Here is a 25,000-nt window from a genome sequence, read left to right on the forward strand (position 1 = left end):
GCGCGCGTGAAGCGCGCGGCGGGTCATTCGAGCGAAATCTTGGCGCTGTCGATGACGCGCTTCCACTTCGCCGATTCGTTCATCATCAGCTCGCTCAACTGCGCCGGCGTGGCGGCCAGCGGCACCATGCCCAGCGCCGTCAGCTTGGCCTTGCCTTCCGCGGAGCTGGTGTACTGGTTGATTTCCTTGTTCAGCGCGGCGACGATGTTCTTGGGCAAGCCGGCGGGTCCGACCAGGGCGCTCCAGACGGTGGCTTCCAGCGCGATGCCTTGTTCGGCGGCGGTGGGCACGTCGGGCAGGCCGGGGTAGCGGGTTTTCGACATGACCGCCAGGGCTTTCAGCCGGTTGCCCTTGATGTTGGGTTCCAGGGCCGTGACCGGTGCCGACACGCCGTCCACGGTGCCGCCGATGGCGTCCGTCATGGCCGGCGTGTCGCCCTTGTAGGGAATGGAGCGCAACTCGGCGCCGGCGCTGAGTCGCAGGTACTCGGTGGCCAGGTGACCGATGGTGCCGTTGCCGGGGTTGGAGATGAACAAGGGGTTGGGACGCGACTTGCTCAGGGCGACGAACTCCTTCAGGTTGTTCGCCTGCACCGAGGGATTGACGGCGATCACCAGGGGAATTTCACCCACCAGCGCGACCGGCGTCAGGTCCTTCTGGGCGTCGAAGGGCATGGGCTTGTACAACCACTTGTTATTGGCCAGCGGGCCCGAAGTGCCCAGGGCCAGGGTGTAGCCGTCCGGCGCCGACTTGGCGACGAAATCCACGCCGAGGTTGCCGCCTGCACCGACCTTGTTCTCAACGATGAACTGCTGGCCGAAGCGCGTGCTCAGGTGTTGCGCGATCTGGCGCGCCACCAGGTCCGAGCTGCCGCCGGGCGCGAAGATGGCGATGATGCGCACCGGCTTGTTGGGCCAGCCGCCGGTGCCCTGGGCTTGGGCGGAACCCAATAGCGCAAGAAAAGTGCCGAGGACCGCGGCAAGGGTGCGGAAGAACGAGGCGAATGTCATGGTTGTCTCCAGGTTTTTGTGCCCACAGTGTCGGTAGAAATGGGGCCACCAACAATTCGGCATTTCGATCTTTCCGTGGGGCGGAATCTCCGTGCGGGTGCCGGCTACGCCACTCCTCTTCGTTCCTCGGCAAACCGCGCAGCTTTCTGCTGCGCGGAAAGTCCGCACATCGCGCTTGTGCGGGGCAGGGGCGCGGGTCATCCTGCGTGCGCCCGGGACAGCCCGGCACACAAAGAGAAACAACTTCAGGAGACAAACCCATGAACCGCGACAAGACATATTCCTGCGGCTGGCGTGAACACGGCCAACGGCTCGCCCTGGCGGGCCTGGCCTGGGTGTTCGTCAGCACGGCCTTCGCGCAAAGCCAGCGCCCACCGGCGGCGCCCGGCGCCAAGCCGCCCATCATCCTGGACTCAACCGGCGCCTTCGAAGTGGGTGGCAAGGTGATCCGCAACCCCGACAACCCGACCCAGACGCTGTCGTGTGACCATGGCTACGTCGAGTACTTCATCCCGCAGAACCGACGCCAGGTGGGTTTGATCTTCTGGCACAGCTCGAGCACCAAGGTCTGGGAAAACCGCTGGGACGGCGGCGAAGGCTACAAGAGCCTCTTCCTGCGCCAACGCTACCCGGTTTACCTCTGGGACGGCCCGCGCGTGGGCCGCGCCAACTGGAGCTGCGAGCCGATCAACTACAAGCCCGAGTACTTCGACCAGCGCAATTACCTCGCCTGGCGCTTCGGTCCTTCCTTCATGAACTGGCATCCGGGCGTGCAGTTCCCCACCGGCGACGTCGAGGCCTGGAACCAGGCCACACGCGCGCGCTACGACGAGTTCGACACGCTGGACAACGCGTTGCTGCAGGGCGAGGCCGGCGGCCTGGCCATCGACAAGCTGGGCCCCGTGGTCGCGGTGACCAACTCGGCCGGCGGCTGGCGCGCGCTGCTCTCGGCCTTGAACGCCAAGACCGGCAATATGAAAGGCCTCGTGGCCTACGAAACCCCGGGTTTCGTCTTCCCCGAGGGCGAGGGCGTGCCGCCCGCCCCCAAGGCGCCCTTTGGCCCCAACGCCGTGCCCTTGGCGGAATTCATGAAGTTGACCAAGTTTCCGATGCAGATGGTGTTCGGCGACCACACCGCCACGCACCCGACGTGGTCCATCCATCTGAAGAACGCGCGGACTTTCTGCGAGGTGGTGAACCATCATGGTGGCGACTGCGAGGTACTGCTGCTGAGCGATGCCGGCCTGCAAGGCAACACCCACATCCCCTTCGCCGACCTGAACAACGAGGCGGTGGCGGCCGAGCTGTCCAAGTGGCTGCGGCGCAAGAGCCTGGACAAGTAGTTCAAGAAGTTCAAGCGGCGCTTTGCACATGCGCCGCGCGGATTCCGCGCGGCGGAACAGACCAACAATCCGCTTGGGGCTGGGCTCGGGCTGATGCATCCTCGGGCGCAACAGATGCCATCGCACTGTGTTGCACAGATTTTGAGGAGCCCCATGTCCGCGCGTTTTTTTGAAGACTTCCAACTGGGCGAACGCTGGGAAAGCCCGCCCGTGCCCGTCTCGGCGGATGAGATCGTGGCTTTCGCACAGAGCTTCGACCCCCAGCCCATGCACACCGACGCCGCGCGCGCCGCCGCCGGTCCCTTCAAGACCCTGGTCGCGAGTGGCTGGCATGTGGCCTCGCTGGCAATGCGGGAGTTCGTGCGCGCGGGGGGTTACGGCGACACGCCCATGGTGGGCCTGGGCATCGACGAGCTGCGCTGGCAGGCGCCGGTGCGCGCGGGCGACGTGTTGACCGTGCGGCGCGAGATTGTCGAGCTGCGGCGCTCCGCCTCCAACCCTGGCCACGGCATCGTGCGCACCCGAGTCACCGTGCGCCGGCAGGACGGCACCGTGGCCATGTCCCTGGTCAGCGCCGGGCGTGTGCCCGCGCGGACGAGCGCACCGGACGCGGTGGGGGAGGGCACATGAGCCCGTCGCAGCGTCTGGTGCTGGAGCTCGACACGGTGGCTGTCTCGGGGAGTAGTACCTCGGCCGGTGCATCGGCCAGCGCATCGGCAGGGGTGACCGTGGAACATGCCGCCGACCTCGCAGCCTACGTCGGCCGCCCGCTGGGAACGAGCGCCTGGGTCCGCCTGGACCAGGTCAAGATCGACGCCTTCGCGGAACTCACCGGCGACGACCACTGGATTCACGTCGACGTGGAACGCGCAGGCCGCGAAATGCCGGGCGGCAAGACCATCGTCCACGGTTTTCTCGTCCTCTCCCTCATCCCTTTTCTGCAGCGCGGCATCTACACGGTGCGCCAGCGCGGCAAGGGCCTGAACTACGGCTGCAACCGCGTGCGCTTCACCGCGCCCGTGCCCGTGGGCTCGCGCCTGCGTTTGCGCCAGTCACTCAAGGACTGTCAGCGGCTGCCAGACGGCGTGCGCCTGACCTTTGAATCCACCGTCGAGATCGAGGGGCAGGAACGCCCCGCGCTGGTGGCCGACACCCTGTTGCAGATCTTTGACCGCTAGCGCGCGATGCAAGCGATGAATCAAGGCGAAGCACCAAACACGCGAAACACGATGACCAACCCCGACGACGCCCTCCCGGCCTTCACGCCATTTCCAGAGATCATCGCCGCCCACGCGCGGGCGCGCCCCGAGGCCATGGCCATCCGGGTGGACGAGCGCGCGCACGACTGGCACACCTTGCACGGCCGCATGCAGGAAGTCGCACGCGCCCTGCTGCGCGATGGCATCGCACCCGGCGACCGCGTGGCCCTGCTGGGCGCCGCCTCCCTGGCCTATGTCGAATGCCTGTTCGGCGCCATCGCCGTGCGTGCCTGCGTGGTGCCGCTGCCGGTGTCCGCGAGTGTCGACACCTTGGAAGCCCTGCTGGCCGACTGCGAGGCCAGGCTGCTCTTCGTCGATCCCGACGCGGGCGATGCGGCCCTGGACATGGCCGATCGGCTTGCCGCGCGGGCCGCGCTTCGGGTCGTGCCCTTCGGCCGCGCGGGTGCGGAGGGCGGGGTCTACGCGGCGTGGCGCACGCATGGGCAATCGGTGGGACAGGCTGTGGGACCAGCCGGCCAGGCAGAGCAGGATAGCCTCAGCGCCGCGCCCCTGCCGCAGGCCCAGGCCGAGGACCCTTTCAATATCATCTACAGCTCGGGCACCACGGGCCTGCCCAAGGGCATCGTGCATCTGCACGGCATGCGACAGCGGCAGGCCAGCCGTAAGGGTTTTTTCACGCCGCAGGCGCGCACGCTGTTGTCGACGCCCATGTACTCGAACACCACCCTCATGCCCCTGCTGGGCACGGTGGCCAGTGGTGGCACCACGCTGCTGATGCGCAAATTCGACGCCGGCGCCTACCTGGCCTTGGCCACGTCGCAGCGCGCCACCCACACCATGCTGGTGCCGGTGCAGTACCAGCGCCTGCTGGCCCATCCCGATTTCGCGGTTTGTGATTTGTCGTCCCTGGAACTCAGCCAGTCCACCGGCGCGCCCATGGACCTGGCCCTCAAGCGCGACATCCTGCGGCGCTGGCCCGGGCGTTTCCTGGAGGTCTACGGCATGACCGAGGGCGGCGGCTCCTGCTTCCTCGACGCGCGCGCGCACCCGGACAAGCTGGGCACCGTCGGCAAGCCGGCCCATGGTTCGGAAGTCTTTCTGATCGACGAGGCCGGGCGCCGCCTGCCCGAGGCAACATCCGGCGCGGCCGGCCCGGTGGGTGAGGTCGTGGGCCGCTCGCCCTACATGATGGCCGGCTACCACAAGCGTGCCGAAGCCACGGCCCAGCTGCGCTGGCTGGACGAGGAGGGCCGGGTCTACCACCGCAGCGGCGACATCGGCCGCTTCGACGAGGATGGCTTCCTGATCCTGCTGGACCGCATCAAGGACGTGATCATCTCCGGCGGCCACAACATCTACGCCTCCGACCTCGAGGCCGTGCTGGCGCGGCACGCGGACCTGGCGGATTCGGCTGTGATCGGCGTGCCCAGCAGCGCCTGGGGCGAAACCCCGCTGGCCCTGGTCGTGCCCAAGCCCGGCACCCGCCTGGACCCGGACGCCCTGCGCGACTGGGTCAATGCCCAGGTGGGCAAGACCCAGCGCCTTTCGGGCGTGGAGCTACGCGCGGCGTTGCCCCGCAACGCCCTGGGCAAACTGTCGAAGAAAGAACTGCGCACGCCGTACTGGGAAACAAAGGGGGAAACTCCGGCGCAAACCCGGGACGGCGCGCGGCAAGAACCCGAGCACGCCAGCCAGGCCGGCAAAAACCACAAGGCACCCGCACCATGACCATGAAGCAACACCCCGCCTCTGAACGCCGACCCGTGTGCATCGTCACCGGTGCCTCCTCCGGCATCGGCGCGGCCACCGCCCTGCTGTTCGCGCAGCGCGGCCACGACGTGGTGATCAACTACGCCAGCCAGGCCGACGCCGCCGAACGCGTCGCGGACCAGTGCCGCGCGGCGGGCGCCGAGGCCCTGGTGGTCCGCGCCGACGTGGCCGACGACGCCCAATGCCGTGCCCTGGCCGAGGAAGTGCGCCGGTTCTGGGGGCGTGCCGATGTCCTGGTCAACAGCGCCGGCATCACGACCAAGTTTGCGGACCTCAAGGACCTGGACGCGCTGTCCGCCGCCGACTTCGAAGCCATCTACCGTGTCAATGTGATCGGCACCTTCCAGATGTGCCGCGCCGTCGCGCCGCTGATGAAGGGCGCGCCTGCGCCCGCCATCGTCAACATCTCGTCCATGGGCGGGCGCATGGGCACCGGTTCATCCATGGCCTACGCCGCCTCCAAGGGCGCGGTGAACACGCTTACCTTGTCGCTCGCGCGCGCGCTTGCCCCGGCCATCCGCGTCAACGCCGTCCTGCCCGGCATGGTGGACGGCCAGTGGTTGCGCAAGGGCCTGGGTGAAACGGTGTTCCAGGAACGCCGCAAGCGCTACGAAGCCCGTGCCCTGCTCGGCGCCGTGGTGCTGCCCGAGGACGTGGCGCGCGCGGCTTATGGGCTCGCCACCGAGGCCCTCAAGCAGACGGGGCAGTTGATCGATCTGGAGGGGGGCTTCCTGCTGGGGCTTGAGTGTTCGCTTTTTGAGCTATTTCAGGCGGTCAAGAACGACGAAAGAATGCACTGATCGGTAGGGAATGAAGCATCTAAAGGGATCGTTCCGATTTATCCAACTCATCGGCATTGGCATCCGCGTCTTTCTTTTCATAGCTTCTCTTGGCCCTACGCCATCCAAGAGGATCATTGGTAAAAGGTGCTTGATAGCCAAACTGGCGAGCTTTTGCTTCATACGAACCAATCAAACTAACCGTGGAACCGAGAAACGTCAGAAGAAGACAGTACCAAACATTTACTCCCAGAAACCAGGGGAGCACAGCAATGGCAATACCGCCAAACGAGAAAACTGTTCCCCATGGTTTGGCAAACCATCCGTCGGCTGTAGTGATTTTCTTGAAGATCATTTTTTCAACCCTCAGCGCGCGCGCCGGTAGTGCATGGCGACCGCGCCGCAGCGCAGCGGCTTCGCCGACACCAATTCGAGCCGTCGTGTGCTGGGAAGGCCGCCCTGGTACAGGGTCGGGCCGTGGCCGGCGATTCGGGGTGGACGAGGAATTGGTACTCGTCGATCAGGTCCAGCCGGTCCAGCGCGGTTGCCAGCTTGCCGCTGCCGAGGAGCACGCCGGCCGGCGTCGCGTCCTTGAGCCTGCTCACCGCCCTGCGCAGGTCACCGGTGAGGTGGTAACTGTTGTTCCAGGGGAAGTCCTTGCGCGTCGACGAGACCACGTACTTGGGCTTGGCCTCCAGTTTCACGGCCCACTCCCGCAACGCCGCCGGTACTTCCACGTCGCCACGGGCCACCGCTGGCCAGTAGCTCTCCATCATCTCGTAGGTGACGCGGCCCCACAGCATCGCGCCGCCCTCATCCATGAGTTGGGTGAAGAAAGCGTGGGTCTCGTCATCGGCGATGCCTTCCTGGTGGTCGACGCAGCCGTCCAGGGTGAGGTTGAGGCTAAAGGTCAGGAGGCCCATGCTGTTCTCCGTCAAGATGTGTGACGGGACTGATTCTCGGGAGGCAGAAAGGTCGCGGGTGCCTGCTCGGTTTTCTTTCGGGCCGCAGCCCAGATCACGGCAACTATGAGTAGGACCAGCAGGAACGGGAAAACGCTCCAGACAATGTCGGCGGCCATGGTCGACTCCCTTTTATTCTGAAATATGACCGCTGTTGGGATCGGTCGTACGATCAAAGACGGTAGTGCGCCTGCGGGACAATCTACAGAAATCCTCCTGCGACCTTGCCCGGCAGCGCGATCCAGCCAAATTTACCCTGAGGCAGTCTAACGTTTTGACTGCGTTGACGCTCTCGCAAAGGCGCATGAAGAGACCGTTTTTTTGCGCCTTGTTGTCCCTCATGGCCGTGGGCAGGCAGCCTGATGACGATTCCCGTTTTCGACAGCGGATTCAACCGGTCGATGCAACACACGAACCAGCGCGTAGGCGGAAGGAGTGTTGCAGATGAGGCCGCGACCCAGGATTTACTGCTCGGATAGTCAGAAAGCGCTGATGTGGGAGCGCCAGTCTGCCCGGCAGCGCCGGCAGGCGCTTATTCACCGCGACCGGCAACGACGACGCGCGGATGTCGAAGCGGAGACGGACTGCAGTGGAGACCTTGTTGAGGTTCTGGTCGCCCGGCCCGTGCGCCCGCATGGCCGTGATTTCGACTTCGGCTTCGTTCACCCGGGAAGCCATGTCTCGCGCTCCCGTGGCTAGAATCGCTCGCCCGCCGGCAGATAACGCCACTGCCCCGGCGGCAGGCCCGCCATGGCGATGCGCCCGATGCGGATGCGCCGCAGCGCGCGGAGCTCGAGGCCGACCTGCGCGCACATCCACGCGGTCCATTCCGGGGGGATGCCTTTCGTCGCGAAGCGCAGGCGCGTCTCGTTCTGCCAGCTCACGCGCGCCGGCGGCAGCGGCCGCCCGTCGCGCTGCAGGCCATGGCAAAGGCGCGCCAGACCGTCGGGCGCGATCACGCCTTTCACTTCGGCGACGAGTTCCTGCTCGACGAACGCCGCATCTTCGGTGAGTTTGCGCACCACGCGAAAGTCCTGGCTGAAGACGCACAGGCCGCTCGCCTGCACCGGCAACGGCAATAGCGTCTTGAGCCCGACATGGTGGGCCTTGCTGAGGCGGATGCCCGAGGCATCCCCGCTCCAGTGAGCGCTCTCCCCGAGCAGATCCATCACCGCTTCGGTTTCCATGCCCGCTGGCTTGTGGACCAGGAATGTCGCCGACACGAGGGGTTGCAGGCGCGCCTGCGGATCGATCTGAACATGCTGGTTGGTGGTGACGCGCACCTGCGGCGCGTCGACACACTGCCCGTCCACGCGCACCCATCCTTGCGCGATGTACTGCTCCGCCTCGCGGCGTGAACAAGGCACCAGCGCGGCGACCACCTTGGCAAGACGCTGTGCCTCACCCGGCGACGGCGGCATCGAATCGGACGTGCCCATGTCATGTCCCGTCCGTCAGCAGCCGTGCCTTTACGGTACGGCCCTTGATGCGCCCGCTGTTCAGGCGCGCAACCGCTTCGTGCGCAATGTCGCGTTCCACCGCCACGTACGTGGCGAACTCGTTGATGTCGATCTTGCCCACTTGCTCGCGCGTGTAGCCCAAGTCGGCGGTGAGCGCGCCCAGCACGTCGCCCGGGCGGATCTTCTCCTTGCGCCCAGCCTGGATGTGCACGGTCGCCATCGCTGGCAGCAAGCGCCCACCCAAGGCCGGTGTGAGTTCGGTGAGCGCATGCCAGACGGAAGGCCGGCCCTGCAGCTGTTCGATGTGCCCCACCGCCCCCATCTCGTCGAGGGACGCCAAACTGAGCGCGAGTCCGGTCTGGCCGGCGCGGCCGGTGCGGCCGATTCGGTGTACGTACGCTTGTGGATCGGGCGAGATGTCCACGTTGATGACGGCGGCGAGGCCGGCAATGTCGAGGCCGCGCGCAGCGACGTCGGTGGCCACCAGCACCGAGCAGCTGCTGTTTGCGAAGCGCACCAGCACCTGGTCGCGCTCGCGCTGCTCCAGGTCGCCGTGCAGCGCGAGCGCACTGTAGCCCTGTGCCTGCAGCAACTCGGCCAGTTCGCGGCAGCGCGCCTTGGTGTTGCAGAAGGCCAGGGTGCTGACCGGGCGAAAGTGCTCCAGCAGGCGCGCCACCGCGGGCAGTCGTTGCTCCTCGCGCACCTCGTACCAATGCTGTTCGATCTGCTCACTGCCGTGCTGCGCTTGCACCTTCACCGTCACGGGCTCGCGCAGGAACTGCGCGGCGAGCCTGGCAATGCCCTCCGGGTAGGTCGCCGAGAACAGCAGGGTCTGCCGCTGCGCCGGGCACCGGCGGGCCACCTTCGCGATGTCGTCGACGAAGCCCATGTCCAGCATGCGGTCTGCTTCGTCAAGCACCAGTGTCGCGAGCGCATCGAGGCCGAGATTGCCGCGCTCGAGGTGGTCGATCACACGCCCGGGTGTGCCGACGACGACGTGGGCGCCGTGCTCCAGGCTGGTTGCCTGTCCGCGCAGCGGCACACCACCGGCGAGCGTGACCACCTTGATGTTGTCCTCCGCGCGCGCCAGCCGTCTGATCTCGGTCGTCACCTGATCGGCCAGCTCACGGGTGGGACACAGCACCAGGGACTGAACCGCGAAGCGACGCGCGTCGAGCTTGGCCAGCAAGGCCAAGGCGAACGCCGCGGTTTTGCCGCTGCCCGTCTTGGCCTGGGCGATCACGTCCCGGCCTTGCAGCGCGGCGGGCAGGCTGGCCGCCTGGATGGCGGTCATTTCGAGGTAGCCAAGCCGGCGAAGGTTCTCCTGAGCTGCGGCAGAAAGGGGAAGCGTGTCGAAACTGTTGGAAACTGGAGGAGAAAAGGTCATGCATGGATCTTACGCAGGAAGCCGGCCTACAGGCGTCGTGCCATATCTCCAGAGCCCACATCGGGACGCAAGCAGCCGATCGGGGCCTCCCCGTCAAGGAAAATAGCGAGTGGACTCGGAGGATTGGGTGGCCGTTACTGGCCGATTTCAGTCTGCGCGGTAACCCCAGTACCCTCAAGCATCGGAACCTCGGAGTGATCACCCCATCCCCGGAAACTCCGCGCCCAGCAGCCCGGACCAGGCACCGGTGCCTGAGGTGGCGCAGTCATCCGTCGGCGCCGTATCTCTTGATGCACACTCCGCGCATGCCCATCGAACAGTCCGCCGATACCCCGACCTTGTTCAAGAGTGACCAGGCATTTGAAACCTGGCTGAAACGGCAGCACGCCACGTCCCCGGGCATCTGGCTCAAGATCGCCAAGCGCGGTGCCGATGAAACCAGCGTCACCTACCCGGAAGCGGTGGAGATCGCGCTCTGCTGGGGCTGGATCGACAGTCAGAAGAAGTCGCTGGACAAACATTATTTCCTTCAGCGATTCACGCCCAGGCGCCCGCGCAGCGTGTGGTCGAAGATCAATGTGGAGAAGGTCGAAGCGCTCATCCAGGCGGGGCGCATGCAGGCGCCGGGCCTGGCGCAGGTCGAGTCCGCCAAGGCCGACGGCCGATGGGCTCAGGCCTACAGCAGTGCAAGCAGGTCCGTGGTGCCCGCAGACCTGAGCGTGGCGTTCGAAGACGCCCCCAAGGCGAAAAAGTTCTTCTCGACGATCGACGCCGCGAATCGATATGCCATCCTGTGGCGCATACAAACGGCCGTGAAACCGGAGACGCGTGTCAGGCGGATTGCCCAGCTCGTTGCGATGCTCGCGCGCGGCGAGACCCTCCATGAGGTCAAGCCCAAGGCGAAATCCAGGGTCAGCGCCAAGAGCTGAGCGCACCTGGTTTTGGAAGGAAGGGCGGGTTCAGTCACCCCGCATGGCTTGCAGTCCTTGCTCCCGCGTCACCTCGGGGCGGTAGCCGAGCTCGCGTTGCGCCTTGCCGATGTCGATCGTGAAGGGCTGGCCGATCAGGCGCAGCATCTGGCGCGTGATCGGGGGTTCGCCAGGCCGGGAGAAGCGGCGCCAGACCCATTCCATGACCATCGCCATGACCCAGGCCATGCGCAGCGGCGCGGAGGCGCGCGGTGGCTCGACGGCACGGGTCTGCATCAGGCTGGAGAGGAAGGACTTGAGCGTGGTGTCGGCCCCGTCGCTGACGAAGTAGGTTTCGCCGCCGCGGCCCTTGGCGAGTGCCAGTTCCACCGCGTGGCAGACGTTGTCCACATGGACGGTGGACATCGCCTGCGAGCCGTCGCCCACCCAGCGGAATTGGCCCGCACGCACGGTGTCGAGCAGGTGGTCCAGGGTCGGCATGCCGGCGCCCCAGATCATCGGGGGCGCACGACGACCGTCTCAAAAACCCCCGGCCGGTTGGCGCCGATCACCAGCGCTTCACTGCGCGCTTTCGACGCGCTGTAGGGCGCCCAGGCGCGCTCCTGGCGCGGCAGCGACTCGTCGACCCGCAGCATCGGCGTCATGTCGCCCATCACCACGGCGGCGGCACCGACCTGAACGAAGCGCGGGACGGAAGCGGCCGCGGCGGCCTGGAGCAGCTTGGCCGTGCCTTGTACATTGGACCGCTCGAACTCGGCGGCTTCGCCCCAGAGCTTGAACAAGGCGGCGGCATGGACCACGGCGTCACAGCCGGCCACGGCCGCCGTCAGCGAGGGCAAGTCGTCCAGGGAGCCCTTGACTGCCTGTGCTCCGTGCCTGCCTACAATTCCCATGGCTTCCTCGCTGCGCGCCAGCGCCCTGACCTGCCAGTCCTGCGCGACGAGACGTTCGATGAGGCGGCCGCCGACGAAGCCAGAACCACCGGTGACCAAGCAAGTGGATGTCATGGTGTGCCAAATGTAGTGTTGATATGGCAAATGTATAACGATGTTATACATTCTGTCAAGTAACCTGGAATTTCAATGGCAAAGATGGAGTCCGAGACCGCAATCCTTGACGCCGCCGCGGCGCTGCTCGAAGCGCAGGGTGCGGCGAGCCTGACGACGCGCGCGGTGTGCGAGGCAGCGGGGGTGAAGGCACCCACGCTCTACCACTACTTCGGCGACAAAGATGGGCTTGAACGGGCGCTCGTCCGGCGCGGGCTGGCCGAGTTCATGCAGCGCAAGCGGCTGCCTCCGGCGTCCGCCGATCCTCTGGAGCAGTTGCGCGCGGGCTGGGACGTGGCGCTGGAGTTCGCGCTCAAGCGTCCCGCGCTGTACGAATTGTTCGCCCGCCATGTACGGGTCGAGCGCGATCTGGTCGCGGATGCCTACGCGCTGATGCAGGCGCGGGTTCAGCGGTTGGTCGACATGGGGCGGTTCCGCGGCCCGGTCGACGAGGCCACGCGGGCCATCTGGGCTGCGTCCAACGGCGCCTTGTCCTTGCTGCAAAGCGGCGCTTCGCGCAAGGACATCGAGGCCACCAGCGAGCTCCTGTTCAACGCGGTGGTCCGGGAACTGTCGGCCCCCCTCAGAACCGCAGGGTAGTCACCCCCACCCCCGCAAACTCCACACTCACCTCGTCCCCGGCCTCCGCGTCCAGCAGCCCGCACCAAGTCCCGGTGCTGACCACCGTGCCCGCAGGCACGGCGGCGCCGTGGCGGCTCAGGTGGCGCAGCCAGTCGGGCAGCACCCAGCTCGGGTCACCCACGCCCAGGCTGCCGCGGAAATTGCGTACCACGTTCCCAATGCGTACCTGGCATTCTTGCCCGGCCCAGTCGTGCGACTGGAAGGGCGCGAAGGGGCGGAACTCGCCCAGCACCAGCGCGCCGTGCACCTGCAGGTCGGCCAGTTTGAGCAGGGGCGACACTGCGCGGCCAGCGGCCCAGCGGCTGTCCACGGCTTCGATGCTCACGCACAGGGCATCCACCAGGGCAGGGGCGTCTTCAGGGGTGAGGCGCCAAGCCTGGTCCGGCGTCACGGCCTGGCCCAGCCGCAGTGCGATCTCGGCCTCGACCCAACGGTGGCGCAGGGGCAGCGTGCCTAGCGCGCTGCCCGTGGGCCGCACGCCGGCCATGGGCAGGGGCGCGTGCCGCATGGGCTCGGAGCGGGAGGGGCCGCCGGATTTCCAGTAAGGCGGCACGCCCGGCGCATGGCCGAGTGCGGCGTACAGCCGTTCCTGCAGGGCGTAGGCCTGTTCCAGGCTGGTGATGCGGGCCTGGGCGGCCTGTTCGTCTACGGCGGGGCCGCCCCGGTGGGCGTGCCGCAGGGTCTGGACGATGGCTTCGTCGGCGTCGCCGAGGGCCATGGGGACAGGGAGGGCAGGGCTGGAGTTTGGTGTGGAGGACATGGCGCCATTCTCCCCGGGCGGCTGTGTGGCCCGCCATTCGGGCTTGCCGGGATTCCGCCGCGCGGAAAGCGGGCGCACATCGCTGGCACGGGACAGCGCTCGGGGCTAGCATCGCGCCCCATCCACGCTCCGCCACGCCCCTGCGACCACGATGCCCACCTTGCTGATCACCCCCGAAGTCCACCACGCCTTTGCCGCTGAATTGCGCGCCGCCGGGGGCGCCAAGCTGCGTTTCGTCTTCGCCGACACCGAACGCCCCTTGTCCGCGCGGGAACTGGCCGAGGTGGACATCGCGCTGATGTCCCTGGACGTGATCGGCCCGTCCAGCCGGACGGTGCTGTCGCCTTTGATGCAGTTGTATTCCGAGCAACTGCGCGCCGCGCCCGGGCTGCGCTGGCTGCATGTGCCCACGGCTGGCGTGGACCGGCCCATCTTCCAGGAGATGCTGCGCCGGGGCGTGCGGGTGACCAACTCGTCCGGCGCCAACGCCGAGGCCGTGGCCCACAGCGCCCTGATGGGCGTGATGCTGCTGGCGCGCGGCGGGCTGCATTGGGTGCAGGCACAGCGTGCGCACCGCTGGGCACCCTTGCGCGGTGCCGAGGCGCAGGCCGACCTCGCGGGGCAGACCGCCATCGTCATCGGCCACGGGCCCATCGGCCGCGACATTGCGCGCCTGCTGGAGGCCCTGGGCCTGCGTGTGCACAAGCTGCGCCACGCGCCCCAGGCCGGTGATGCCGAGCGTGGTATCCGCAGCTACGCCGCGCTGCCTGACTTGGCCCGCGAGGCGCACTGGCTGGTGATCGCCTGTCCGCTGACAGAGGCCACGCGCCACCTGGTGGACGCGGCCGTGCTGCGCGCGCTGCCGCGTGGCGCCTGCGTGGTCAACGTGGGCCGAGGCGGCGTGCTGGACGAGCAGGCCTTGTTGGCCGCCCTGGCCGATGGGCAGATCGCGGGCGCGCACCTGGACGTGTTCGAGCAGGAGCCCCTGCCACCGGATTCACCGTTCTGGGACTTGCCCAATGTGCTGGTCTCGCCGCACAACGCAGGCTCCTCGCAGCGCTACGGCGAGCGTTGCGTGCACCTCTTCCTGGACAACCTCGCCCGCTGGACGCGGGGCGAGCCCCTGTTGCGGGAGGCGGCGGGCGACCAGACCCTGCGGGCCGCGCCGTGAGGGACGAGCAGGCGCGCGAACCGTCGATGGTGCCGGAATTGGACGTGGAACCGGTGGGCGCGCTGGTGGAAGAGGGCGGGCCGGAGGTGGTGCGGGACGCGGCGCCGGTGGCGCGCCAGGGCCACGCTACACTGCCCGCCACCATGCCCACGCCCCGTCCGGTCAATGTCGTGCTGCGGGCGCTGCAGATCCTGCGTGCGCTCAACCGGCAGCCGGTGTCTTCCGTCGATGCCATTTACAAGCACACGGCCATCCCCAAGTCCACCATCGTGCGCCTGCTACAGACGCTGGAGGCCGATGGCCTGGTGCGCCGCGCGCCGCAGTACGGCGCCTATTACCTGACCTCCGAGGTCACGGCCCTGACCAGCGGCTACCACAGTGAGCCGCGCATCGTGGAAGCGGCGGCGGCGGCTGCCGAGGCGCTGACGCAGGAACTGAAGTGGCCGGTGGCGGTGGCGGTGCACGACGGCGACGCGATGGTCGTGCGCTACAGCACCATCCCGCATTCGCCGTTGTCCTTCTTCCACTCCACCATCAATATGCGCCTGAGCCTGGTCACCCAGGCCCTGGGCCGAGCCTTCCTCGCGTTCTGCGGGCCGACCGAGCAGGACGCGCTGATCGACCTGCTGGTGCGCAGCAGCGGCGAGCCCATCGCGGGTCAGGAGGCGTCCATCCGCCACATGCTGGCCCAGGTGCGCGAGCGCGGCTACGCCCTGCGCGACCCGCGCGTGCGGCCCGAGTCCTCCACCATCGCCGTGCCCATCGTCGAGGACACGCGCGTGGTTGCCTCCATTGGCCTCACCTGGTTCAGCTCCGCGCTGGACGCGGAGCAGGCCGTCACGCGCTTCCTGCCCTCGCTGCAACAGGCTTCGGCCGAGATCTCGCGCCAGCTCGCCGCCACGGCGGGCTGAAACTTCCCGGCGTCACTTTCGTCCCCGTTTTTTTGTCCGGTCACGGTTGGGCTGCGGCATGGCATGCCGTGGTGCATCGTGGCGTGTCGCGTGCCCTGTATTCCGCGCGGCGGAATATCCCGAATCTTGACTTGGCGCACGCGGCCCCCGCGCCCATGATGGCGACCTTGTGCAAGCTGACATGGAGACCTCACGCATGAAAAGACGCATCGCGCTGGCAGCACTGGCGCTGGCCGCAACAATGCCCGCCGCTTTCGCGGCCGACTGGCCCGTCAAACCCATCACCCTGATCGTGCCCTTTCCGGCCGGCGGCAGCACCGACGCCGTGGCGCGCCTGGTCGCGCAGCGCCTGGGCGAGACGCTGGGCCAGCAGGTGGTGGTGGACAACCGCGCTGGCGCCGGCGGCAACCTGGGTACCGACGCGGTCAGCCGGGCTGCGGCCGATGGCTACACGCTGGCGCTGTCCACTTCGGGACCGCTTGCGAACAACAAGTTCCTCTATCCGAAGATGTCCTTTGACCCGTTGCGGGACCTGACTCCCGTCATCGCGGTCGGCGAGATTCCCATGGGCATCGCCGTCAATCCGGCGTTGAAAGCAGCCACGTTGCAGGACCTGCTGAAAGAGATGCGCGCGCGGCCGGAGCAGGTTTCCATCGGCAATCCAGGCAACGGCACCATCGGCCATCTCACGACGGAGTTGGTCGAGTCGCAGGCCCAGGTCCGGGCCATGAACGTGCCTTACAAAGGCGATGCACCGCTCATCGTCGACGTCATGGCAGGCACCATTGACGCGGTGGTCATGCCGATCACGGCGCTGCTGCCGCAGCTGCAGTCCGGCAAGCTCCGGGGCCTGGCGGTCACTTCGCGGCAGCGCTTTGCCGGTCTGCCCAACGTGCCCACGACCGCGGAGCAGGGGCTGCAAGCCGAGTCCACCGTCTGGCTGGCCGTCGTCGGTCCGCGTAACCTGCCCGCGCCCATCGTGAGCCGGCTGAACAAGGACATCAACGCCATCCTCGCCACGCCCGAGGCGCGCGCGAAGCTGGCGCAGTACGGCGCCTCCGCCCTGGGCGGTACACCGCAGCAACTGAACGGCCGGATGGTTTCTGACAGCGCCAAGTGGCAGAAAGTCATCACGGACGCGCGCATCACCCTGGAATGAGAAAAGACGACGAGATGAGTGCTTCCCAACGCCCCCTGCTGTTCGACTCCCACGCCCACCTGGTCGCGCACGACCAGACCCGTTACCCGCGCAATCCCATGCAGCGCGCCGCGGATGCGCCCTACCGCCCGCCGGGCGTGATCGGTCGGCCCGGTGGCCACCACGGCCCGAACCCGATCAACGAGGTGCCCGACGCTGAACCCATGCTGCGCTGGATGCGCGAGGAAAACGTCGACGGCGCGGTGGCCGTGCAAAAGCGCATGGTCTACCGCTACGACAACAGCTACATCCTCGACTCCTCTGACGCTCACCCGGACATCTTTTCGGCGGTGGTGATTCTCGACGCGGAGGACCCGGGTACGCCCGAGCTGGTGCGGCGCTGGGTGCGTGACCACGGCCTGGCCGGCCTGCGCCTCTTCGGTGGGCGCAAGCCCGACGGCAGCATGCCCTGGCTCAATTCGCCGCAGGCGCTCAAGAGCTGGGAGGTCATCAACGAGGCCGGTCTGGTGATGGACCTGGAAGTGCTGGCGCAGGGCGGGGGCGGGCCGTCGATCCCGGCCATCATCGAACTGTCGGAGCGTTACCCGAACGCGCGCATCGTGCTGGACCACCTGCTGGAGCCGGAATTGCACGATGGTGAACATTTCGGCTTGGACGAACGCTGGGAAACCCTGGCCGGCCGCGAGCGCATCTTCTTCAAGTTCACCTCGATCAACCTCGACCACTGCCGCGAGGAAGGCTACCCGGCCAAGCAGGTGCTGCGCCGTGCGGTGGACCTGTTCGGTGCCGACCATGTGATGTGGGGTTCTGACATCGGCACCTCGTCTGGCACCTACAAGGACATGGTGCAGCGCATGATCGACGCCTCCGACCTGCTGACGCCGGCGGAGCAGCGCGCGGTCTGGCACGACACCGGCCGGCGCGTGTTCGTCAAGGGCGGGCACGTGAACGCGGGTGGGAAGGGAAGCAAGGCCGGTTCATGATGGCGCCACACCGCTACACCACCGTGTCCGCCGAAGGCATGGACACGGCCACGGCCTACCGCCTGATCTGCGGCGTGGTGGTGCCGCGCCCGGTGGCCTGGATCACGACCATCGACCGCGATGGGCGCGTCAACGCCGCGCCCTTCAGTTCCTACAACTACGTGGCCCACAGCCCGCCCATGGTGGCGGTCAACATCGGCACCCGGCTGGGGGAGTTGAAGGACACCGCGCGCAACATCCGCGACAGCGGCTGGTTCTGCGTCAACGTGGCCACCGAAGACACGATGGAGACCCTGCACCGCTGTGGCGCGGACTACCCGCCCGAAGTCAGCGAGCCCGAGGCCCTGGGCATCGCCTTGCTGCCGGGTGTTGCCACGCCGGTGCCGCGCATCGCCGCCTCGCCCATCCATCTGGAATGCAAGCTGGATCAAGCCGTGGCCTTGGGCCGCGGCCTGAACACCCTCTACATCGGCGAAGTGCTGGCCTTCCATCTGTCCGACGCCGTGTACGACGGCCGCCATGTGGACAGCGTGAAGCTGCGACCCATCGCGCGCCTGGGTGGCCCCTGGTACGCGGCCCTGGGCGAAACCTTCCATCGCCCGGCCTTGCAGCGCCCGCCGGGTGAACCCGAGTCTTCAACCAGCCAGAGCCAGGCATGAGCTACACACTTCCTCTCGGCGCGGACCACCACGTCGGCACCTTCGTCAAAACGACATCGCCCCAGGTCATCGAGATCCTGGGCGACAGCGGTCTGGATTTCGCCGTGCTCGACGCCGAGCACGCGCCGTATGACCGCGCCGCGTTGGACCTCTCCTTGCTCGCGGGCCGCGCCGCAGGACTGCCGCTGTTCGTGCGCGTGGCGGAACACACGGCCGCCTGCCTGCTGTCCGCGCTGGACCTGGGCGCGGCCGGCGTGCTGGTGCCGCACGTGGACAGCGCGCAAGACGCGCGTGAGGCGGTGGCGCACTGCCGCTACGTGGGTGGCGACCGGGGTTATTCCAGTTCACCGCGCGCGGCCGGTTACGGCGCGCGGGGCATGAAGCAGGCCATCGCGCATGGCGACCTCAGCATCGTGGCCTGCCAGATCGAGAGCGTGGCCGCCGTGGAACAGGCCGCGCAGATCGCCGCCGTGCCGGGCGTGGACGTGCTCTTCATCGGTCGCGCCGACCTGGCGCTGTCCATGGGCCTGGACAACGCGCAGGACCCGCGCGTGAGCGAGGCCACGCAAGGCGTGATCCGCGCGGCCCTGGCCGCCGGCAAGACCGCCGGCATGTTCGTCGGCAGCACGGCCGAGCGCGAGAAATACCGCGCTCTGGGCGTGAGCTGGTTCATCCAGGGTTCGGACCAATCGTTGTTGCGCCAGGCGGCGCAGGCGACGGCCCGGGCCCGTTCTCCGGAGACTTCGTCATGAGCATCCCCACTCCCGCCGCTTCCGCTTCCCCCCTTCGCCCCGCCTCGGTCGCGCGCTGGCACGACGAAGCGCCCCAGATCGCACACGCGACCGCGCCCACCTGGGTGGCACGCGGCGCCAACTTCGTCGTCACGGTGACCGACGCTCAGGCCGGCGCACGCCTGGCGCGCCAGGGCCAGCCTGATGAGTACATGGTCTTCCTGTCCGAAAGCGGCGCCACCTTCCGCGCCGGCGGGCAGACGCTGCAGGCCGGGCCCGAGTCCCTGACCATCGTGCCGCCCGGTGACAGCGAGCTGGTGCTGCAGGGCCCGGGGCAGGTGGTGCGCCTGTTTTCGCATCGGGCGCAGGACCTGATGGCCCTGGCCGGAAATGCGGCGGACTACGCCGAGGCCACACCCGACGTGGCACTGCTGGTGCCGTGGCCCACGCCCGCAGATGGCTTCAAGCTGCGCAGCTACCCGCTGGCGCAGCACACGCAGGCCGACAGCAATATGCGCATCTTCCGCTGCACCAACCTCATGCTCAACATCATGACGCCGCGTTTGGTGGCGCGCGACGTGCGCAAGCTCAGCCCGCATTCGCATGCCGACTTCGAGCAGGGTTCGCTCGCGCTGCGCGGCCAGTGGATGCACCACATGCGCTACCCCTGGGTGCCTGACATGACCGCCTGGCGCGAGGACGAGCACATCGAGGTGGGCAGCCCTTCGCTGACGGTGATTCCGCCCAAGGTGGTCCACACCAGCCGCAACCTAAACGACGGCGGTGCCTGGCTGCTGGACATCTTCGCGCCGCCGAGGATGGACTTCGCCAGCAAGCCGGGCAAGGTGGCCAACGAGCAGGACTACCCGCTGCCGGCGGCCTGAAGCAGTTTTCAGCGCGGGGGCGGGAGCGGCCGGAGCGCATCGGCACTCGGGACTACGACACCATGGCCATTACCTCCGAGCAAATCACCCAACTCACCGCCGACCTTTACGAGTGGTCGCTCAAGAAGATCCCGGACGACACCCACGCGGCGCTGGCCGCGGCCGTGCCGCGCGAGACGAACGACACCGGCCGCAAGACGCTGACCATCATGCTCAAGAGCGCGGATGCGGCGCACGAGACGGGTGGCCTGGTGTGTTCCGACGTCGGCATTCCGACCTACAGCGTGAAGATCGGCACGCGCGTGCAGTTCGAAGGCCCGGTGCGCCAGGCCATCGTGGACGGTTTCGCGCGCATGGTCGCGCGCAGTGACCCGCCCCTCCTCAAGATGGTGACACACCCGCTCACGCACGTGCGCGGCCATGCGGGCAAGGACATGCCCATCGTCATCTTCGACGTGATCGACGACGCGGACTACGTGGACATCATCTGCGCGCCCAAGGCCATGGGCACAGGCCGCTGGGAGGCTTCGACCAATTTCGTCTACCCCACGGCGCAGGACATCGAGGCCTACGTGCTCGACACCGTGCTGAACGCCGGTTCGCAGGCCTGCCCGCCCATCGTCGTCGGCGTGGGCATCGGCGGCACCCTGGACTACGCCGCGCGTCTGGCCAAGGACGCCGTGCTGCGTCCTGTGGGTGAAAAGGGCGGCGTGAACCCTGATCCGATGCTGGCGGACATGGAGGAGCGCCTGCTGCGCGCCATCAACACGATGGGCTTCGGCCCCATGGGCACGGGCGGCGACACCACCGCGATGGCGGTGCATGTGGACTACGCGGCTTCGCACGGCTTCGTGCCGGTGGTCGTGAGCCTGAACTGCTGGATCAATCGCCGCACGCGCGCGCGCATCCACCACGACGGCCGGGTGGAGCGCATCGAATGAGGGGCCCGACATGAAACACCTGACCCTGCCGCTGACGCGTGCCGACGTCGAAGGCCTGGAACTGGGCGAAATGGTCGTGCTCAGCGGTTGCGTGACCATGAGCATCGGCCTGCCCACGCATCGGCGCATGGTTGAGCTGCTGGACGCAGGTAAGCCTTTGCCCGTGGACCTGCGCGATGGTGCTTTCATGCACCTGAGCTGCTACAACCGTGAGCGCCCGGACGGCGGGCAGGAAGCGCTCTATCTCAACCCGACCACCAGCACCCGCTACAACGCCTACATGCCGCGCCTGGTGGAAGGCGCGGGCCTGCGTCTGGTGGGCGGCAAGGGCGGCCTGGACGAGGCCAGCGTGCAGGCCCTGCAGCGTCAGGGTTGCGCCTACCTGTCTTTCCTGGGCGGCGGCTGCGCCTTGCTCTCGCAGGCGATCCGACGGGTCGTGTCCGTGCACTGGCCCGAAGAGATTGCGCAGTTCCGCCTGCTCACGTTGGAGGTACAGGAACTCGGCCCCGCCACCGTGGCCATCGACGCGCACGGCAACAGCCTCTATGAACAGTTGCGGGCGCGGGCCATGGCGCGGTTGCGGCAAGAGCGGGCCGCGCAAGTCCTGCCCTGAGGGCCGAGACCGCGCCTGGGGTCAACGACGCGGATAGCGAAGCCGACCGCGAGATCGGCGATGGCGTCAACGTACCGCGCGTGCGCCCAGGGTTGGGAGCAACTCGTCCAGCTGGCCGAAGGTCTCGACCAGCGCTTCCGACGCGCCCGTACCGGCTGCGTCAAGTGCTTCCTTCGAGGGATAGAGCTCGTGCATGACGAGCAGCGTCTGTCCATCCTTTTCCTCGAAGGTCACCGTGGTGACGGCGCCGTCTTCGCTTTCTTCGTTGGTCCAGACCAGGCGCGAAGGGGGTGTCACTTCCTGGTAGGTGCCGAAGAACACCGCCTGCGCGCCCTGGAAGCTGAACTCAAGACGGTACTGGCCGCCGACGCGCACATCCATGGCGCAGGAAAGCAAGGTCATGCCCATGGACTTCGGGACCCACCAACGCTGGAAGAGCTCGGGCCGGGTCCAGGCCTCGAACACGAGGCGCGCCGGGGCGTTGAATGTGCGCGTGACGACGACCTCGCGCTCGGACTTCCGTTCTACCGTGGTGCGGTTCTTCATGGGGGTGGTCTCACTTTTTTTGCTTGCGTTCATGGAATTGCTCCTGGTGTTTCAGTTCCTCGATGACGTCGTCCAGCGCGTTAAAGCGTGCGGCCCAGAGTTGGTGGTAGCGCGCGATCCAGGCCGCTTCTTCTTCCAGCCGGCGCAGGCCGAGCTTGCAGGTCCGCACGCGTCCGACCTTTTCCGTGATGACAAAGCCCGCCTGTTCCAGCACGTTCACGTGCTTCTTCATGCCCGTGAGGGTGAGGTGGAACTTGTCGGCCAGGTCCGTGATGGACGCGTCCGAATGCCCGAGCTGCTCCAGGACGCCCCGGCGGGTGGCGTCCGAGAGCGCGGCGAACGAGGCGGTGATGCGGTTGGATTGATACTGAACCATTTTGTTCAGTATTGCGGAGAATCAAGCAAGACGCAAGAGACCTAGGGTTTACACTGGCGCGACCTCGAAATGCTTGAAGATTCAAGCAGGGCGTCCGTGCACGACGGCCGCCAAGGTGTTTTCCAGCTTGTCGAACTGGTCGTTTTTGCGGTCCATCGGCCCGACACACGATGTCGGGTCCTCTTGACCGCACACCGCACCTACCCGGGCTGAGGCCGGTTCCCGCTGCTCCTTGTTTTTCTCGCCCCTTTCTTTCGTCATTTCTCCCATGTCTGCTTCTGCCTCTCCCGCTGCGTCGGCACCCGCCAACACGCCGCGCCAAGTCGCCATTGCCTCGCTCGTGGGCACGGCCATCGAGTTCTACGATTACTACATCTACGCCGCCGCCGCGGTGCTGGTCTTCAACTCCCAGTTCTTCCCCAAGGGCAACGATTCGATCGCCATGCTGGCCTCGCTGTCCACGCTGGCGCTGGCTTTCCTGGCGCGGCCCTTCGGCTCGGCGCTGTTCGGCCACTTCGGCGACAAGCTGGGCCGCAAGCAGACCCTGGTGGCTTCGCTGCTGACCATGGGTCTGTCCACGGTGGCCATCGGCCTGCTGCCGACCTACGACAGCATCGGCCTGTGGGCGCCGGTGCTGCTGTGCATCTTCCGCATCGGCCAGGGCATCGGCCTGGGCGGTGAATGGGGCGGTGCGGCCCTGGTCGCGACCGAGAACGCGCCCCAGGGCCAGCGCGGCTGGTTCGGCAGCTTCCCGCAGCTGGGTGCGCCCATCGGCCTGTTCGCGGCCAATGGCGTGTTCTTCCTGGTCAGCGCCTGGCTGGGCGTGGAGGCCATGGTCGAGTGGGGCTGGCGCATCCCCTTCCTGCTGTCCATCGTGCTGGTGGGCGTGGGCCTGTACGTGCGCCTGAACCTGCATGAGAGCCGCGTGTTCCGCCAGGCCGAGGAAGCCGGCCGCAAAGTGCATGCGCCGGTGGGCGTGGTGTTCAGCAAGCACGGGCTGGCGCTGCTGCGGGGCACCCTGATCATGACCACCACCTATGTGCTGTTCTATTTGATGACGGCCTTCGTGCAGGTGTATTCCAAGAGCCCGGCGGCCGTGTCCGCGGCTGGGCACGCGCTGGGCCTGGGCATTCCGGCCAACACCTTCACCGGCATCCTGTTGATCGGCGCGGTGGTGTTCGGTCTCTGCACCAGCCTGGGCGGCGTGCTGGCCGACCGCATGGGGCGTCGCAAATGGTTGATTCTCGTGACCTTGGCCATTGCGGCTTTCGGCTTGTCCATGCCTTATATGTTGGCCGGCGCCACGCCGGGGTCTTTGCTGGCCTTCGTCTGCGTGGGTTTCGTGCTGATGGGCGCGACCTTTGGCCCCATGGCGGCGCTGCTGCCCGAGCTGTTCCCGACCGAGGTGCGTTACTCCGGCGCCTCGCTGGCCTACAACCTGGCCTCCATCGTCGGGGCCTCGGTGCCGACCCTGGTGGCCCTGCAGATCAATGCCAGCCACGGCCTGTCGGGGGTGGGCCTGTACCTTGCCGCGAACTGCCTGCTGACCCTGGCCGCGCTCGCTGCCTCGCGTGAGACGCGCGATCTGGACCTGAACCGGGTCTGAGTCACGCCCAGCCCAGCCTCTGTAGGGCTGGGCTGAGCGGCGGCCATACACCGTCCGCCGTTGTTCCTGCCTCGGACCGCGGATCAGAGTCCCTGGACCACCGTGGGGTGGCGCAGGCGCAGGCGCAATTCCTGTTTCAAGCGCCGGTTGTCCAACTGGCGGGATTCACGCAGAAAACTCATGCGCTCCGGCGTTAGCGCCTGCTCGGCCTGCGCGCGCGTGAGGCGCGGGGCGCTCGGCAGGCCGTAGCGCTCGGCCGCGAGGTCGAGGTAGTCGCCCAGCTTCAGCCGCGTGTCGTCGCTGGCGTGGTAGATGCGGTGCGCGCGGCCACGCCAGAGCGCGGCCAGGCAGGCGCGCGCCAGGTCGTCCGCATGGATGTGGCTGGTGTACACGTCGTCCTCGGCGCGCAGCGTGGGCGTGCCGGCGAGCAGGCGTTCACGCGGGGTGCCGCCGGGGCGGTCTGGCGCGTAGATGCCGGGGATGCGCAGGATGCTCACCCGGCGCTGTGCACCGTGGCGGCCCCAGTCGCGCAGCATTCGTTCCGCCGCCACCCGCCGGCGCGCGCGCGCCGACAACGGGCGCGGCGTGCGGGTTTCGTCGATCAAGGCGCCCGCGCAGTCGCCGTACACGCCGCTGGTCGAACCGTAGACCAGGGCGATGCCGTAACCGAAGCCTGCTCCAGGACTTTGGGCGCTGCCGCGCGCCAAGGCCCGTAGCAGGGCGCGGGTGCGCGGATCGCCTTCGCCCTGGCCGGGCGGCGGGGCCAGGTGCAGCACGCGCGGCGCCAGGCTGGCGAGGCGGCGCAGGCTGGTTGGCTGGTCCAGGTTGCCGGCCAGGGGGGCAATGCCGCGCGCGCGCAGTTCCGGGTAGCGCGCGGGGCTGGAGCTCAGGGCCAGCACGCGCACCCGGGCTGGCAGGGCGGCCGCGGCCCGCAGGCCCACGTCGCCACAGCCCACGATCAGCAGGCGGGTGCGCCTGAAACGCATGGGCAGGGCAGGGCGGAGGGCAGGGCGACCGGACCGGGGCAGGGGTGGTCCGGCGCGGCGCCGGGGGACTGGCAAAATCATGGGTTCAACGCAGTTTTCTTCTGGAACCGAGCAAGGATAAAGAGA

The 25,000-nt window shown here is 67.6% G+C and carries 29 protein-coding genes and 1 pseudogene; 17 read left to right on the forward strand and 13 right to left on the reverse strand.

The window, feature by feature from the left end; all coding sequences use genetic code 11:
• Positions 1-23 precede the first annotated feature (23 nt).
• Complete coding sequence (locus DW355_RS09015; RefSeq protein ID WP_165493158.1) at positions 24-1,010, reverse strand: Bug family tripartite tricarboxylate transporter substrate binding protein; 987 nt, start codon at positions 1,008-1,010, stop codon at positions 24-26.
• Between the two features lie 260 nt (positions 1,011-1,270).
• On the opposite strand from DW355_RS09015, the gene DW355_RS09020 reads away from it, so the two are divergent.
• From DW355_RS09020 to DW355_RS09040, 5 genes are all read left to right on the forward strand, one after another.
• Positions 1,271-2,353: an alpha/beta hydrolase gene (locus tag DW355_RS09020; RefSeq protein ID WP_131279426.1), complete on the forward strand. Its 1,083-nt coding sequence runs from the start codon at positions 1,271-1,273 to the stop codon at positions 2,351-2,353.
• 153 nt (positions 2,354-2,506) lie between these two features.
• On the forward strand, positions 2,507-2,983 hold the full coding sequence (locus DW355_RS09025; protein WP_131279428.1) for a MaoC family dehydratase: 477 nt from the start codon (positions 2,507-2,509) through the stop codon (positions 2,981-2,983).
• Positions 2,980-3,531, forward strand: coding sequence for a MaoC family dehydratase (locus tag DW355_RS09030; RefSeq protein ID WP_131279430.1), 552 nt, complete (start codon positions 2,980-2,982; stop codon positions 3,529-3,531). The genes DW355_RS09025 and DW355_RS09030 overlap by 4 nt, the downstream gene beginning before the upstream one ends.
• 51 nt (positions 3,532-3,582) lie before the next feature.
• Positions 3,583-5,301, forward strand: a complete 1,719-nt coding sequence (locus DW355_RS09035) for a class I adenylate-forming enzyme family protein (protein WP_131279432.1) — start codon at positions 3,583-3,585, stop codon at positions 5,299-5,301.
• Positions 5,298-6,143 (forward strand): SDR family NAD(P)-dependent oxidoreductase, encoded by an 846-nt coding sequence (locus DW355_RS09040; protein ID WP_242671348.1) that lies wholly within the window; start codon positions 5,298-5,300, stop codon positions 6,141-6,143. The genes DW355_RS09035 and DW355_RS09040 overlap by 4 nt, the downstream gene beginning before the upstream one ends.
• Before the next feature lie 19 nt (positions 6,144-6,162).
• Here DW355_RS09040 and DW355_RS09045 read toward each other — a convergent pair whose 3' ends face one another.
• From DW355_RS09045 to dbpA, 6 genes and pseudogenes are all read right to left on the reverse strand, one after another.
• The gene (locus DW355_RS09045) at positions 6,163-6,477 is read right to left on the reverse strand and encodes a hypothetical protein (RefSeq protein WP_131279434.1); all 315 of its coding nucleotides are present in this window, start codon (positions 6,475-6,477) and stop codon (positions 6,163-6,165) included.
• A gap of 4 nt (positions 6,478-6,481) precedes the next feature.
• The gene (locus DW355_RS09050) at positions 6,482-7,045 is read right to left on the reverse strand and encodes a dihydrofolate reductase family protein (protein WP_242671086.1); all 564 of its coding nucleotides are present in this window, start codon (positions 7,043-7,045) and stop codon (positions 6,482-6,484) included.
• A gap of 11 nt (positions 7,046-7,056) precedes the next feature.
• The gene (locus tag DW355_RS17805; protein ID WP_165493159.1) at positions 7,057-7,203 is read right to left on the reverse strand and encodes a hypothetical protein; all 147 of its coding nucleotides are present in this window, start codon (positions 7,201-7,203) and stop codon (positions 7,057-7,059) included.
• Positions 7,204-7,600: 397 nt separating this feature from the next.
• A pseudogene (locus DW355_RS18065) lies at positions 7,601-7,762 on the reverse strand (peptide chain release factor-like protein); the annotation flags it as partial.
• A gap of 17 nt (positions 7,763-7,779) precedes the next feature.
• Entirely contained in the window at positions 7,780-8,523 is a 744-nt protein-coding gene (locus DW355_RS09060; RefSeq protein ID WP_242671087.1) for an RNA pseudouridine synthase, read from the reverse strand.
• Position 8,524: 1 nt separating this feature from the next.
• Positions 8,525-9,931 (reverse strand): ATP-dependent RNA helicase DbpA, encoded by a 1,407-nt coding sequence (gene dbpA, locus DW355_RS09065; protein WP_131279438.1) that lies wholly within the window; start codon positions 9,929-9,931, stop codon positions 8,525-8,527.
• Between the two features lie 290 nt (positions 9,932-10,221).
• Between dbpA and DW355_RS09070 the strand changes: the two genes are divergently transcribed.
• Positions 10,222-10,860: a YdeI/OmpD-associated family protein gene (locus DW355_RS09070; protein WP_207388130.1), complete on the forward strand. Its 639-nt coding sequence runs from the start codon at positions 10,222-10,224 to the stop codon at positions 10,858-10,860.
• 30 nt (positions 10,861-10,890) lie between these two features.
• On the opposite strand, the gene DW355_RS17885 is transcribed toward DW355_RS09070, so the two are convergent.
• Entirely contained in the window at positions 10,891-11,340 is a 450-nt protein-coding gene (locus DW355_RS17885) for a hypothetical protein (protein ID WP_207388000.1), read from the reverse strand.
• A gap of 14 nt (positions 11,341-11,354) precedes the next feature.
• The gene (locus DW355_RS17890) at positions 11,355-11,867 is read right to left on the reverse strand and encodes an NAD-dependent epimerase/dehydratase family protein (RefSeq protein WP_207388001.1); all 513 of its coding nucleotides are present in this window, start codon (positions 11,865-11,867) and stop codon (positions 11,355-11,357) included.
• Positions 11,868-11,942: 75 nt separating this feature from the next.
• Here DW355_RS17890 and DW355_RS09080 point away from each other — a divergent pair, with 75 nt between their 5' ends.
• Positions 11,943-12,506, forward strand: coding sequence for a TetR/AcrR family transcriptional regulator (locus DW355_RS09080; RefSeq protein WP_131279440.1), 564 nt, complete (start codon positions 11,943-11,945; stop codon positions 12,504-12,506).
• Here the strand turns inward: DW355_RS09080 and DW355_RS09085 are convergent.
• Positions 12,490-13,266, reverse strand: coding sequence for a fumarylacetoacetate hydrolase family protein (locus DW355_RS09085; RefSeq protein ID WP_165493160.1), 777 nt, complete (start codon positions 13,264-13,266; stop codon positions 12,490-12,492). The genes DW355_RS09080 and DW355_RS09085 overlap by 17 nt on opposite strands.
• A gap of 193 nt (positions 13,267-13,459) precedes the next feature.
• Between DW355_RS09085 and DW355_RS09090 the strand changes: the two genes are divergently transcribed.
• From DW355_RS09090 to DW355_RS09130, 9 genes are all read left to right on the forward strand, one after another.
• Positions 13,460-14,479, forward strand: a complete 1,020-nt coding sequence (locus DW355_RS09090; RefSeq protein WP_131279444.1) for a D-2-hydroxyacid dehydrogenase — start codon at positions 13,460-13,462, stop codon at positions 14,477-14,479.
• Positions 14,476-15,390, forward strand: coding sequence for a DNA-binding transcriptional regulator (locus tag DW355_RS09095; protein ID WP_242671088.1), 915 nt, complete (start codon positions 14,476-14,478; stop codon positions 15,388-15,390). The genes DW355_RS09090 and DW355_RS09095 overlap by 4 nt, the downstream gene beginning before the upstream one ends.
• Before the next feature lie 196 nt (positions 15,391-15,586).
• Positions 15,587-16,549: a Bug family tripartite tricarboxylate transporter substrate binding protein gene (locus DW355_RS09100; RefSeq protein WP_131279447.1), complete on the forward strand. Its 963-nt coding sequence runs from the start codon at positions 15,587-15,589 to the stop codon at positions 16,547-16,549.
• Between the two features lie 14 nt (positions 16,550-16,563).
• Positions 16,564-17,532, forward strand: coding sequence for an amidohydrolase family protein (locus tag DW355_RS09105; RefSeq protein ID WP_131279449.1), 969 nt, complete (start codon positions 16,564-16,566; stop codon positions 17,530-17,532).
• A complete protein-coding gene (locus DW355_RS09110; protein ID WP_131279451.1) occupies positions 17,529-18,191 on the forward strand; it encodes a flavin reductase family protein in 663 nt (220 codons plus the stop codon). Before DW355_RS09105 ends, DW355_RS09110 begins: the two co-directional genes overlap by 4 nt.
• Entirely contained in the window at positions 18,188-18,943 is a 756-nt protein-coding gene (locus DW355_RS09115; protein ID WP_131279453.1) for an HpcH/HpaI aldolase family protein, read from the forward strand. Before DW355_RS09110 ends, DW355_RS09115 begins: the two co-directional genes overlap by 4 nt.
• Entirely contained in the window at positions 18,940-19,806 is an 867-nt protein-coding gene (locus DW355_RS09120; RefSeq protein WP_131279455.1) for a hypothetical protein, read from the forward strand. The genes DW355_RS09115 and DW355_RS09120 overlap by 4 nt, the downstream gene beginning before the upstream one ends.
• A 62-nt stretch (positions 19,807-19,868) precedes the next feature.
• The gene (locus DW355_RS09125; protein ID WP_131279457.1) at positions 19,869-20,747 is read left to right on the forward strand and encodes a fumarate hydratase; all 879 of its coding nucleotides are present in this window, start codon (positions 19,869-19,871) and stop codon (positions 20,745-20,747) included.
• A gap of 10 nt (positions 20,748-20,757) precedes the next feature.
• Positions 20,758-21,360, forward strand: a complete 603-nt coding sequence (locus DW355_RS09130; RefSeq protein WP_131279459.1) for a fumarate hydratase C-terminal domain-containing protein — start codon at positions 20,758-20,760, stop codon at positions 21,358-21,360.
• Between the two features lie 66 nt (positions 21,361-21,426).
• Here the strand turns inward: DW355_RS09130 and DW355_RS09135 are convergent, their stop codons facing one another.
• Together DW355_RS09135 and DW355_RS09140 are read right to left on the reverse strand one after the other, a co-directional pair.
• Positions 21,427-21,939 (reverse strand): SRPBCC family protein, encoded by a 513-nt coding sequence (locus tag DW355_RS09135; protein WP_207388002.1) that lies wholly within the window; start codon positions 21,937-21,939, stop codon positions 21,427-21,429.
• Positions 21,917-22,282: an ArsR/SmtB family transcription factor gene (locus DW355_RS09140; RefSeq protein ID WP_131279461.1), complete on the reverse strand. Its 366-nt coding sequence runs from the start codon at positions 22,280-22,282 to the stop codon at positions 21,917-21,919. Before DW355_RS09140 ends, DW355_RS09135 begins: the two co-directional genes overlap by 23 nt.
• 268 nt (positions 22,283-22,550) lie before the next feature.
• Here DW355_RS09140 and DW355_RS09145 point away from each other — a divergent pair, with 268 nt between their 5' ends.
• Positions 22,551-23,888: an MFS transporter gene (locus DW355_RS09145; RefSeq protein ID WP_131279463.1), complete on the forward strand. Its 1,338-nt coding sequence runs from the start codon at positions 22,551-22,553 to the stop codon at positions 23,886-23,888.
• Between the two features lie 83 nt (positions 23,889-23,971).
• On the opposite strand, the gene DW355_RS09150 is transcribed toward DW355_RS09145, so the two are convergent.
• Entirely contained in the window at positions 23,972-24,955 is a 984-nt protein-coding gene (locus DW355_RS09150; RefSeq protein WP_431733155.1) for an NAD-dependent epimerase/dehydratase family protein, read from the reverse strand.
• Positions 24,956-25,000 lie beyond the last annotated feature (45 nt).

Source organism: Hylemonella gracilis (assembly GCF_004328645.1).
Lineage (GTDB): Bacteria > Pseudomonadota > Gammaproteobacteria > Burkholderiales > Burkholderiaceae_C > Hylemonella > Hylemonella gracilis_B.